The organism is Azospirillum sp. NS33, assembly GCF_059703765.1.
In genome coordinates, this window is record NZ_BAAKJB010000017.1 from 1 (window position 1) to 12,710 (window position 12,710).

The 12,710-nt window shown below is 72.6% G+C and carries 7 protein-coding genes; 3 read left to right on the forward strand and 4 right to left on the reverse strand.

Annotation, left to right across the window (positions count from 1 at the left end; all coding sequences use genetic code 11):
• Both AC6H2I_RS15830 and AC6H2I_RS15835 read left to right on the forward strand, forming a co-directional pair.
• On the forward strand, positions 1–733 hold a 733-nt coding region (locus AC6H2I_RS15830; RefSeq protein WP_497501633.1), incomplete at its 5' end, for an electron transfer flavoprotein subunit alpha/FixB family protein.
• A gap of 134 nt (positions 734–867) precedes the next feature.
• A complete protein-coding gene (locus tag AC6H2I_RS15835) occupies positions 868–1,452 on the forward strand; it encodes a TetR/AcrR family transcriptional regulator (protein ID WP_497501634.1) in 585 nt (194 codons plus the stop codon).
• A 79-nt stretch (positions 1,453–1,531) separates the two neighbouring features.
• Here AC6H2I_RS15835 and AC6H2I_RS15840 read toward each other — a convergent pair whose 3' ends face one another.
• Positions 1,532–1,957: a hypothetical protein gene (locus AC6H2I_RS15840; RefSeq protein WP_497501635.1), complete on the reverse strand. Its 426-nt coding sequence runs from the start codon at positions 1,955–1,957 to the stop codon at positions 1,532–1,534.
• Positions 1,958–2,451: 494 nt separating this feature from the next.
• On the opposite strand from AC6H2I_RS15840, the gene AC6H2I_RS15845 reads away from it, so the two are divergent.
• Positions 2,452–2,811 (forward strand): hypothetical protein, encoded by a 360-nt coding sequence (locus AC6H2I_RS15845; protein WP_497501636.1) that lies wholly within the window; start codon positions 2,452–2,454, stop codon positions 2,809–2,811.
• A 197-nt stretch (positions 2,812–3,008) separates the two neighbouring features.
• Here the strand turns inward: AC6H2I_RS15845 and AC6H2I_RS15850 are convergent, their stop codons facing one another.
• From AC6H2I_RS15850 to AC6H2I_RS15860, 3 genes are all read right to left on the reverse strand, one after another.
• Positions 3,009–3,224 carry a DUF3185 family protein gene (locus AC6H2I_RS15850; RefSeq protein ID WP_497501637.1) on the reverse strand — a complete coding sequence of 72 codons (216 nt, stop codon included), beginning with the start codon at positions 3,222–3,224 and terminating at the stop codon, positions 3,009–3,011.
• Between the two features lie 129 nt (positions 3,225–3,353).
• Entirely contained in the window at positions 3,354–3,596 is a 243-nt protein-coding gene (locus tag AC6H2I_RS15855; protein ID WP_497501638.1) for a YMGG-like glycine zipper-containing protein, read from the reverse strand.
• Between the two features lie 371 nt (positions 3,597–3,967).
• Positions 3,968–12,502, reverse strand: coding sequence for a GH36-type glycosyl hydrolase domain-containing protein (locus tag AC6H2I_RS15860; RefSeq protein ID WP_497501639.1), 8,535 nt, complete (start codon positions 12,500–12,502; stop codon positions 3,968–3,970).
• Between the last annotated feature and the right edge of the window lie 208 nt (positions 12,503–12,710).

Sequence of the window (12,710 nt, forward strand, 5' to 3'; positions counted from 1 at the left end):
CCTGCCCGAGGCGCTGGCGCCGCTGGTGGTGGAGATCGCCCGGGGCGGGGCCGGCCACGTGCTGGCGGCGGCCACCAGCTTCGGCAAGAACCTGGCGCCGCGCGTCGCCGCCCTGCTCGACGTGGCGGCCATCTCCGACATCCTGTCGGTGGTCGGGGAGGACACCTTCACCCGGCCGATCTACGCCGGCAACGCCATCGCCACGGTGCGCTCGGCCGACCCGGTGAAGGTCATCACCGTGCGCGCCACCGCCTTCGAGGCGGCGGCGGCCGACGGCGGCTCGGCCAGCGTGGAGGCGGTGTCCGGCCCGGCCGACGCCGGCGGCGCCACCTTCGTCGGCCAGGAGCTGACCAAGTCGGAGCGGCCGGAGCTGACCCAGGCCCGCATCGTCGTCTCGGGCGGCCGCGGCATGGGCTCGGGCGAGAACTTCGCCCTTCTGGAGGCGCTGGCCGACCGGCTCGGCGCCGCGGTCGGGGCGTCCCGGGCGGCGGTGGACGCCGGCTTCGTGCCCAACGACTACCAGGTCGGGCAAACCGGCAAGATCGTGGCGCCGGACCTGTACCTGGCCGTCGGCATCTCCGGTGCCATCCAGCACCTCGCCGGCATGAAGGACAGCAAGGTGATCGTCGCGATCAACAAGGACGAGGACGCGCCCATCTTCCAGGTCGCCGACTACGGCCTTGTCGCCGACCTGTTCAAGGCGGTGCCGGAGCTGACGGAGGCGCTGGGCTGAGTTGGGGCTGCGGGGCCGGGCGGGAGTCCGTCGCGACCACCCGGCCCCGCCGCCTCGCCTCCCGATCTTGCGGTGCACCACCCGGACGGGCTAGGAACGGCCCCACACCCGCCCACCGCACGGAGAGCACCGCCATGTCCGTCGACGAGCAGGCTGCCGAGGCCAAGGCGAAGACCCGCGAGGCATGGCTGGGCGCCGCCTTCACCGCCCTGGCCGGGGGCGGCGTCGAGGGGGTGCGGGTGGAGGTGCTGGCGAAGCGGCTGCACGTCACGAAAGGCAGCTTCTACTGGCATTTCCGCGACCGGGCCGCCCTGCTGGCGGCCCTGCTGGAGACCTGGAAGGAGCGGCGCATCGCCGCCATCAAGACCCAGACCCGCCTCGACGGCGCCGCACCGGAAGACCGGCTGCGCGCCCTGATCTCCCTCCACCTCGACCGCGCGAACCCGCGCGGCATGGCGATCGAGCTGGCGGTGCGCGACTGGGCCCGCCACGACGGGGCGGCGGCCGCGGTGGTGGCCGAGGTCGACCGCGAGCGCCTGGCCTGCGTGTCGGAGCTGTTCGCCGCCATGGGCCTCTCTCCGGAGGACGCCTTCGCCCGCGCCTACCTGCTCTACGCCTTCGTGTTCGGGGACGGGCTGCTGGTCCACGACCACTCCGCTGCCCCCTTCGACGCCGCCCGCGACCGCTGCGCCCGCCTGCTGCTGCCGTCCCGCGGCTGAGCCACCCCCCGAGGCCGCGACGATCAGTGCCGGTGCCGGTGCCGGTGCCGATGACAGGCGCGCCGCCGCCCGGCCGGCGTCAAAGCGGGAACAGGGTGGTCACGACAAAGACCCCGGTCAGGGCCAGCAGAAGCCAGAGGCCCAGGGACATCGACCGCCCGCCGGGCCGGGGGGCCCCGCTCCCCACCGCCGGGGGGCCGCCGTTGGCCGAGGTGGCGGAGCCTCCCTTGGGCAGGAGCATCACCAGCCCATCGGCGATCGCGGAGACGTCCGACGCCTCCGAGCGCGGTTCGGGAAGCCGGCGGAGGATGGCGGCGAGCGCCGATCCCGCCGCGGCCCTCGGCAATTCGGCCAGACGGGCGGACTCCGCCCAAGGGTCGATGTCGAGGCGCGCCAGCGCCGACAGGACGGTGAGGGAGGCGCCGTTCGCCTCCTCCCACACCGGGGCACACAAAAAATCGCCCAGATCCGAATGGTGCAGGCTGTATTCGACGCGCAGGGCCATGACGAGAGCCTCGGTTAATATTTCAACGAACTGCATCACTATATAAGTTCACTTTTCGGAAAATCATGGAACGGGGCGTCCAACACCGTGATTTTCGCGAACATGTCATCCGACGACCGGGAGGCGGGGGCATCAACGATCCGGCCGCGGCGGGCCGGCGGGCCGGCGGGCCGGCGGGCCGGCGGGCCGGCCCATGGCGGCGGTGCCCCCGCTGGAGCCCGTGCAAGCGCAAACCGGCCGGAGCACCGTGAAGCCCCGGAGGATCGGCCCGTTCCTCGAGTATCCCCCTACCCCTATGCTTTGGGCATGGCGCGAGACAAACGGCATATTGTGGAATGAATGCGGGCGATTTCCCGGACTTGTCTTCAATCTTATTTGCAGCTTCGGGGGATGAACCCTTGAAAAATTAGAGATATGATCCATATGACAGATGGAGACTGGCCACCGCGGACGTGCCATTTGGGACACTGCCCGGTCTCTGAAGGAGCAGCCACATGGCGCATGCCCACTACCTCGTCGCCGAACGGAAGACGGGATGGTTCATCAGCTTCGAACAGACCCACGCCGGCCCCATCCAGGGCGGTCGCAACGGCGCCCTGGTGGCCGCCGTCCAGGCCGCGCACCAGGCCGGCAAGGATGGTCACGACGCCAGCGTCCGCCTGTGCCCGCTGGGGGAGGAGGTCCACACGGTCTGGTCGTTCGGCCGCGACGCCTATCCGTCGCCGTGGGCCGAGCAGTTGCGGCTGGACGCCCTGCAGCCGGTGCGCCGCAGGGCCGTGGTCGCCCCGGCGTCCGCACCGAAAGCCACGGACATGGCAAGCGGCGACGTCCGCCCGGTGGCCGCGGCGCCGTGAACCGCCCGGCCTCCGGGCGGACGTGGCTGGGCTTGACCCAGCCCTCGCCCGGACATGGCGCACGCCGGACACGGTGAGGTGAACGGCGCCACCGCGGACATGGCGAACGGCGCCGCCGTCGGGCCGTGGCCCGCGGCAGCGGCCGTTGTGTGATCCGTTGCGTGAGCGCCGCCCGTCACCCGGCCAGAGTCACCCGGTCAGAACAGGCGCCGCCCCGACATCAGAACCCCGCCCACGACGGTGGAGACGATGCCAAACAGCAAGTACAGCATGGTTTGATCGGAATACCGTCCCGTGAGGGAATTGGTGATCTGGTCGATCGGCGCGTTCGACGCGTTGTAGGCGAACACCAGAAGAACCACGCCGAGGATGAAGGCGGCCGTGCCGACGGCACGGGACAGGCGGGCGTTCATGATCACGGTACTCCTTGGTTTGTGACGGACTGACCGCACGGGCGGTGGCCGCACGGCTGGGCGCCGGCGGGGCGGGCGGCATGATCAAGGATCACGGGACACCCCGCCCCGGGCACGCGGGCGTTCGGCTCAGCGCCAGAGCGGCTTGCCGAGATCGATGTCGTTCTCATCCGTGAGGGCGCCGGCGCCCGCACCGACCGCGCCGCCGATCAGCGCGCCCTGGACCGGCGCGCCGAGCAGCGCCCCGCCAACCGCGCCGACACCGGCACCGATGCCGCCGCCGCTCACGGTGCGATCCGCGGTGCTGCTGCCGCACGCCGCCAGCGCCATCAGCGACAGGACGAGCGTGGCGGCCAAAAGAACGGGCTTCATGGTTTGTCCCCTCAAGGATCGATGACCGAACACAGGCGCCGCCGGGTGGCCCTTGGCTGGACGGGCGTCCGGAGCGAGCGCCGCCCGGGGCCATCTGCGCAGAATGCCAAGAAAAGCTGGAAGTCGAACGCCCGGACCACCGCCTGTCCGCCGCTTGCTCGGCGCCTATCGTATGCCCCGCAGGTATTCCCCGCAGAGTACCGGAGCGTTTCATCTTCTATTGAAGATATGGGTGTTTCACACCTTGCTTTCCATATGACTTTCAGATGGTGACTGACATATGAATATTAATTTCTTCGTAAGCAGTAAAAATTGGTCCGTCTTGACGACATCCTGGGTCTGACGCAGTCACCGGGGCGGACTTCGGGGGATCACCCGAGGCGGACAAGCAGCCGGTGAGTCGCTTCGGCCGCCGTCAGCGCCAGCCGCAGCGGCCGTTCCGTCACCACGCTGTGGTCGAGGGTGGCGAAGGCGACGCCGCGGCTGACGCCGCCGGGGTTCTCGACCCGGATGTCGTAGCGGGCCTGGCCATGGCGGAGCGACAGCTCGAAGGCAGGCCATGCCTTGGGGATGCAGGGATCGAGATGCAGGACGCCGGCTTCCAGGCGCAGCCCCAGGATGCTCTCCATGCCGGCGCGCTGCATCCAGCCGGCGGAGCCGGTGTACCAGGTCCAGCCGCCCCGCCCGACATGGGGCGGGCGGGCGTAGATGTCGGCGGCGACGACGTAGGGCTCGACCTTGTAGCGGTGGACGTCGGCCCGCGTGCGGGCGTGGTTGACCGGATTGAGCAGGGCGAACAGCCCGGCCGCCTTGTCGCCGTCGCCCAGCGCGGCGAACGCCATCACCGACCACAGGGCGGCGTGGGTGTACTGGCCGCCGTTCTCGCGGATGCCGGGCGGGTAACCCTTGATGTAGCCGGGATCCCGCGGCGTCTTGTCGAACGGCGGCGCGAACAGCAGCGCCAGCCTGTCCTCCGGCCGGATCAGCTCGCGCTCGACCGCGGCCATGGCGCGGGCCGCCCGCTCCGGCGCCGCCGCACCCGACAGCACCGCCCAGGACTGCGCGATGGAATCGATCCGGCATTCGTCGCTGTCGGCAGCGCCCAACGGGGCGCCGTCGTCGAAGAAGCCGCGCCGGTACCATTCGCCGTCCCATCCCTCGCGCTCCAGCGCGTCCCGCACCCCGGCGGCGTGGGCGCGCCACGCGGCGGCGCGGGCCGTCTCCGACCGCCCGTCGGCCAGCGCGGCGAACGCCGTCAGGGCCGTGTGCAGCAGCCAGCCCAGCCAGACGCTCTCGCCCTGGCCACCGGCGCCGACCCGGTTCATCCCGTCGTTCCAGTCGCCGGTACCGATCAACGGCAGCCCGTGACGCCCGAGCCCCAGGCTGTGGTCGAGGGCGCGGGCGCCATGCTCGAACAGGGTCGCCGTCTCGTCGGACACCGCCGGCTGGAAAAAGCTGTCATGCTCGCCCGGGTCCAGCCGCTGCCCTTCGAGGAACGGCAGCGGCTCGTCGAGCACCGCGGTGTCGCCGGTGGCGGTGACATAGTGGGCGATGGCGTAGGCGAGCCACGCGCCATCGTCGGAAATCCGTGTGCGCACACCCTGGCCGGAATGCGGCAGCCACCAATGCTGCACGTCGCCCTCGGCGAACTGGCGTCCCGCCGCGCGCAGCAGGTGCTCGCGCGTCATCGCCGGGCGCACGCCGGCGAGCGCCATGCCGTCCTGGAGCTGGTCCCGGAAGCCGTAGGCGCCGCTCGCCTGATAGAACGCCGAGCGGGCCCACACCCGGCAGGCGAGCGACTGGTAGAGCAGCCAGCCGTTCAGCATGATGTCCATCGAGCGGTCGGGCGTCCGCACCGTGACGCTGCCCAGGATCTCGTCCCACTGGCGGCCGACCGCGGCCAACGCCGCGTCGAGATCGGCCGACCGGTACCGCGCGACCAGGGCTGCCGCCGCGTCGCCGCTCGCCGCGTCGCCGAGAAAGGCGACGATCTCTACGCTGCCGTCCGGCGGCACCTCGACCACCGCGCGCAGGGCACCGCAGGGATCGAGCCCCGCTCCGACCAGGCCGGAGAGCGGGCCGCCGGCGGACAGCGCCGCCGGGTGGGCCAGGGTGCCGTTGCGGCCAATGAAGGCGCGGCGGTCGCCGGTCCACTCGGTCTGCCGGCCACCGAGGTCGAGGAAGGCGACCCGCGATCCGAAGGCAGCGTTCCACGGGTTTCGGGCGAACAGGGCGCCGGTGCCGGGGTCGACCTCCGTCGTCACGAACGGACCCGAGGCAGCCCGCGACGTGCCGAGCACCCATTCGACGTACACGGTTACCGACAGGCGCCGGGGCCGGTCCGATCGGTTGCGCAGGGTCAGGCGCGAGATCTTGATGGGATCGTCGACCGGAACGTATTGCAGCAGTTCGGAGGCGACGCCGTGCGCGGTGTGCTCGAAGCGGCTGTAGCCCCGGCCGTGGCGCGCGACGTAGGTCGACGCCTCGTCGCGGATGGGCAGCGCCGTCGCCCCCCACACCGCCCCGGTGTCGTCGTCGCGCAGGTAGACCGCCTCGCCCGGGCGGTCGGCGACCGGGTCGTTGGACCACGGGGTGATCTGGTGCTCGCGGCTGTTCACCGACCAGGTGTGGCCGCCGCCCTCGGTCGACGCCTGGAACCCGAAGGCCGGGTTGGCGACGACGTTGATCCAGGGCGCCGGCGTCGACTGGCCGGGCCCCAGGATGGTCACGTACTCGGTGCCGTCCGCCGCGAAGCCGCCCAGCCCGTTGAAGAACTCCAGCTCCGGTTTGGCGGGGGGCGGCAGCGGCAGGCGCACGGACGGGACCGGGGCCGGAAGGGCCGGCACCGGCACCGGCGCCGGCACCGCCATCTCGGCGTTGCGCTCGAGCTGGTCGAACAGGCTGCCGCGCTGCGCCACCAGCACGACGCGTGCCACCGCGGCCAGCAGCGCCCGCGTCTCGGCCGGGACCAGGTCGGCCCGCAGCACGAAGACGCGGCCCGCCGGCCCGCCGCCGCCGGCCGGCGTTCGCGACTGGCTGGTGCGGACCAGGGTCTCGATGGCGATCTGCAGGTCCTGGATGTAGGAGGACTGGCGCTCGTTGACGATCACCAGATCCACCGCGAGCTGCTTCATCCGCCAGTACTCGTGCGCCTGCAGCAACTGGCGCGCGATGTCGAGGGTCTCGGTGTCGGCGATGCGCAGCAGCACGATGGGCAGATCGCCGGAGACGCCCTGCGCCCACAGCCCCGACTGCGCGCCGCCGCCGCGCCGGATGGCGTCCGAGGCCGGGCGCAGGGCCGGCGCGGCGTAGATCACGTGCCCGGCGAGGCGCTGGAACAGCCCGGCCTCGCCCGCCGTGATGCCAAGATGATGGAGCTGCACCTGGGCCTGGGTCCAGGCCAGCGTCGATGCCCGGGTCATGGCGGTGGTGTCGCGGTGCTTGTCGATGCTGTCCAGCAGATCCGCCCGGCTGGCGGTGACCATCGTCCAGAAGGCGACGCGCACGGTGGCGCCGGGGGCCACCCGCAGGCGGCGGCGCAGGGCGAAGATCGGGTCGAGCACGGTGCCCACCGTGTTCGACAGCGGCCGGCCGTCGATCACCGCGATCGGGGTGCGGGCACCGTGACCGCGGCCGAGGAAGCGGGCGCGGTCGGTCTCGACCTCGGCCCGCCCCACCGCGTCGCCCTCGACCACGGCGAGGTGGGCCGCCCAGATGGCCGCCTCGGTCGGCGTGCGGTGGCGCCGCGTCGCCAGGATCGCCCCCACGTCGGACAGGTATTCGGTCTCGACGAACAGCTTGGAGAACGCCGGGTGCGCCGCGTCGGCGGAGTGGGGGGCCAGCACCAGCTCGGCGTAGGAGGTGATCTCCAGCTCGCGCACCCCGTGTCCCGCGTTGGTGACCGAGACGCAGCGCACCTCGGCATCGTCCTCGGCCGAGACGATCACCTCGAGCGTCGTGGTCAGCGTGCCGTCGCGGCGCACGAACTCGGCGCGGTCCTCGTTGAAGGTGACGGCGTAGAAGTCGGGCTCGACGCCGCTGGGCTGGAAGCCGGCCGACCACACCGCGCCGCTGCGGACGTCGCGCAGATAGAGGTAGGAGCCGGAATCGTCGCAGGTCGCGTCCTCGCGCCAGCGGGTGACCGCCAGGTCGCCCCAGCGGCTGTAGCCCGAACCCGCGGCGGTGAGCATCGTGGCGTAGCGCCCGTTCGACAGCAGATGGGTGGCCGGGGTCGCCTGGTGGGCCGACGCGAAGCGCCGGCCGCCGGAGAGCTCGCCGTCACGGACCTTGACCGTCGACGCGGTCTCCGCGACCCGTCGGGCGACCGCCACGTCGCGCGGCGTGCGCTCCTGGAGCAGCAGTTCGGTCGCCTGGATGATCGGTTCGGCGTGGAAGCGCGCCCGCATGGCGCCGTCCAGCACTGCGTCGGCGATGGCGACGATGGTCATGCCCTGGTGGTGCGCCATGAAGGCGCGGACGACGGCGACACCGTCCCCCGCCGGCACCCGGGCGGGGGTGTAATCCAGCGCCTCGTAGAAGCCGTAGCGCCCGCGCGCTCCGGCCTCCACGAGACGGGCCAGGTTGGCGGTGGCGGCGTGCGGGTCGACCATGGTGGCCAGCGCGGTGGCGTAGGGCGCAACGACGAAGTTGTCGCCCAGCCCGCGCTTCAGGCCCAGGCCGGGAACGCCGAAGTTCGAGTACTGGTAGGTGAATTCGAGGTTCCGGGCGTTGTAGGCCGACTCCGAGATGCCCCAGGGCCGGTGCCGCGCCGCGGCGTACGCGATCTGGCGCCGCACCACCAGGCGGCTGGTTTGTTCGAGCAGGCTGCCGTCCGGCGCCCGCATGACGAGCGACGGCATCAGGTACTCGAACATCGACCCCGACCACGACACCAGCGCCGCGCCGTGCGCCACCGGCATCGCGGCCCGGCCGAGCCGGAACCAGTGGCGGGCCGGAACGTCGCCCTTGGCGATGGCGAAGAAACTGGCGAGCCGCGCCTCCGACGCCAGCAGGTCGTAGCAGTTGGGGTCGAGCGTGCCTTCCGGCACCAGGTAGCCGATCGACAGAAGATCGCGGTCACGATCGAGCAGGAAACCGAACTCCATCGCCATCGCCATGGAGCGGGCGGTGTCCTCGAGCACCGACAGGCGCGCACCGAGAACGGCGGCGCCGGTCGATCCCGGCCGCAGGTCGTCGCGGTGGGCCACGAGGGTGCGCAGGCTGGCCCGCGCCCAGAACAGCATGTCGGCGCCGGTGTCGTCGCCGCGTTCCAGGGCGAGCGCCGACGCCATGTCGACCATGGTCTCGGCCTCGCCGGCCAGGCCGGCGAGCCGTCCCCGGAGGTCGTCGCCAGCGGCCGGTGCCTGCCGCACCGCGGCACCGAGGGCGGCCAACGCGCCGTCGAGCTGGCCCCAGGTCACCGTCTGGGTCCGCCGCCCGTCCTGCAGGCGCCCGACCTCCTCGCGCGTCAGGGCAAGGGCGTCGGCGATGCCGGCGAGCCGCGCAGCCGCATCGGGGGGCGCCACGCGCCATTCCCGGCAGGCGTTGGCGAGCGCGATCAGGTGCCCCGCCAGATTGCCGCTGTCGACCGACGACACGTATTTCGGGTCGAGCGGGCGCAGATCGCCCGTGTCGTACCAGTTGAAGAAATGCCCGCGGAAGCGGGCCATCCCTCCCATGGTCGCCAGCGTGCCTTCCAGGCGCTCGACCGCCTCGGCGGTGGCGATCCAGCCGAAGTCGCGGGCACTCGCGACCGAGAGCAGGTACAGGCCGAGATTGGTCGGCGAGGTCCGGCGTGCGAGCTGCGGCGCCGGCTCTTCCTGGACATTGTCCGGCGGCAGCCGGTTGTCGGCGGCGGTGACGAAGGTCTCGAAGTACCGCCACGTCCGGCGCGCGGTCAGCCGCAGCACGTGCCGGTCGGACGCCGACGCCGCACGCCGGCCGGCGCGGCGTGGCGACAGGCTGACCCAGCGCGCCACCGCCGGGGAGGCGAGCCACGCCGCCGCGACCGGGACGGCCAGCACCCATGTGCCGGTGCCGGCGGCCGCCGCGACGGCGACGGCCGCCGCCGCGATGACCGGCGCGCCGGCCATCCGGCGATAGACCCCAGGCAGGTCGAGCCGGCGGCTCAGGGTCGACTGCGCCGCCGGCACCCATTCCAGCAGATGCCGGCGGGTGACCAGCAGGCGGACCAGGGTGCGCACCACCGCATCGCCCATCAGCCAGGCCTGGTGCGCCAGGAAGACCAGGATCAGCGCCGACTGGGTCGACGCGAGGCGGAGATCGCCGCCGAAGGCGCGGGTGTGACTGGCGACGGTGACACGGCCGAGCCGGCGCGGCACGATCGCGAACACCACCGGGATCAGGGTCGGCAGGACCAGGGTCGCCAGCACGAAGCCGGTCCAGGCCAGCGCGGCGCCGAACGGCAGCGTCCAGCCGGCGAGCAGGGCAAGCACGGCGGCGGGCGCCGACAGCGACCGCCGCAGATTGTCGAGCATCTTGCCGCGGCCGGCGGCCGGCACCCCGCCCGGCGCCCGCCCGGCCCCGGCCGGGCGCGGCGGACAGCCCAGGATCCAGGGCAGGAGCTGCCAGTCGCCGCGGGCCCAGCGGTGATGGCGCAGGGCGGCGACGTCGTAGCGCGCCGGGAACTCCTCCACCACCTCGACGTCCGAGGCCAGGCCGGCGCGGGCGAACACGCCCTCGAACAGATCGTGGCTCAGCAGCGTCGAATCCGGCACCCGGCCGGCGAGCGCGGCCTCGAACGCGTCGACGTCGTAGATGCCCTTGCCGGCGTAGGACCCCTCGCCCGACAGGTCCTGGTACACGTCGGACACCGCCGCGGCGTAGGGGTCGATGCCGCTGAGGCTCGAAAAGCTGCGCTGGTACAGCGAACCCTCGCCGCCGACCGGCAGCGACGGCGTCACCCGCGGCTGGAGGACGCCGTAGCCTTCCATGACCCGGCCGGCGGCGGCATCGAAGCGCGGCCGGTTGAGCGGATGCGCCATCTTGCCGATCAGCCGGCGCACGGTGTCGCGCGGCAGCCTGGTGTCGGCGTCCAGCGTGACGACGTAGCGGACGCCGGTCGGCGGGCGGTCCGGCGCCGGCTCGACAGTCAGGAACGTGGTGTCGGTCGCCCCGCGCAGCAGGCGGTTCAGCTCGTGCAGCTTGCCGCGCTTGCGTTCCCAGCCGATCCAGCGTCCCTCGCCCGGGTTCCACACCCGGCGGCGATGCAGCAGCAGGAAGCGCGGCCCCCCGGGCGCCGGGCCGTAACGCCGGTTCAGGCGGGCGATCCCCTCGGCCGCCACCGCCAGCAACGCCTCGTCGCCCCCGGCGTGCTCGGTCGCGGAGTCGAGCCAGTCGGAGAGCAGGGCGAAATGCACCTCGCCTTCGGGGCTGGCGAGGTGATGGATCTCCAGACGCTCGACCTGCTCGTCGATGGCGGCCGGCGAGGTCAGAAGCGTCGGCACCGCCACCAGCGTGCGCAGATGCGCCGGCACCCCGTGGCGAAGCTCCAAGGCGGGCAGCGACGCCGCGCCGAAGCCGAGATTGACCGCACGGTTGACCAGCGCCACCGCCGCGTCCATGGCGGGAATGGCGCCGAGCACCGCGAACAGGCCCAGGGCCGCCGCGCCCAGGCCATGCCCGGCAAGCACCAGCAGGACCGCCGCCAGGACGGCCACGGCCACGGTGGCGATGGCGACGGTGTAGCCGCCGACGCCGAACGCCCGGCCCAGCCGCGCCCATCGCTGGCGCCAGGGCGGGCGGAAGCCGATCGACGCCTCGAAGGCCGGCCGGCCGCCAGCCAGCAGGTGGTGGCCCGGATCGCTCCGGCGGGCGTCCTCCCCGCCATCCGTCGCCCGCACGGCATCGGCGGCGGCGACCACGCCGCGTGCGACGTCGAGCTCGCTGCGGCCCGAGCCGCGCGCCAGGACCTCGATCGCGCTGCGGTAGAGGGTGCGGGTCGGGAAGTCCATGTCCCGGAAGGCGCTTCCGGCGGCCAGCGCCTCATCGACCAGGCTGGAGCGCTCGAACAGCTCCTTCCAGTCGACGTCGGCGATCAGGCGCAGGCTGGTGATGACGTTGCGCACCGAGACGTTGGCCGCCCCCTGCCTGCGGTGAACCTCGCGCACCACGGCATCGGCCGCCTTGCCCTGCGCCGCCAGGCGCCGGTCGAGCCAGGTCAGCGCCGGGGTGATCCGCGGATCCTGGTCCCGCAGCCGGTACACGAGTTGCACCGCGAAGGCGTCGGCGAGCGGGTCGCGCTCATGATCGGCCAGCACCGCCGACACCGGCTCCGCCGCGCGCGCCCCCACCCCCAGCAGGCGATCGGCAAGGGCGTCGGCCTGGTGCCGGGCGGCGCGGCTGTCGACGATCTGCTCGGCAAGGCGCCGCAGGTTTTCGATCAACACGATGCGCAGGGTGATCGACACCGCCCACAGCTCGCCGATGGTCAGCGGCTGCACCTCCTGGTAGGCGCGCACATAGCGCAGCAGCATGGCGACGTTGAATCGGCTGTCGGTGTGGGCCACGAAGGCCCAGGCCGTGCCGAACACCCGCGGGTACCCGGCGAAGGGCCCGGCAGCGAGTTTGGGAAGCTGCCGGTAGTAGCCGGGTGGCAGGTCGGAGTGCAGCTCACGGATCTGCCGTTCGACGAGATGGTAATTGTCGATCAGCCATTCCGCCGCCGGGGTTATGGCGCCGCCGGCGTCGGTCGCTGTGACGATCGTGCGGTAGGCGGCGAGCAGCACCGCGCCGTTGTCCGCCAGACGACCGGCCAGCGGATGGCCCGCCGCCGGCCTCGGCTCCACGCCTTGGGCGGCGGCGAGGCTGCGGGCATGCTCCTCCAGCCGTTCGACGCTGAAAAGCTCCTCGCGCACCGGCTCCCGGCTGTTCCAGGGCGGCGTCACGCGCCGGCCCCGGAGGGCATGGCGAAGGCGGTCTTTCAATGGGACCTTTCTGCCGCGCGGCGTGCGCGCGGTGAGCCTGCGGAATGATCGGCCATGTCGGACGGCCCGTCGCGGTCGGCGATCCCGGGCGGCCAGTGTCCCGCGGTGACGACCATGCGCGCGCCGGATGATGCGGGCGCGCGGGCGCCCGCCGCCGAGCGGCAGACGC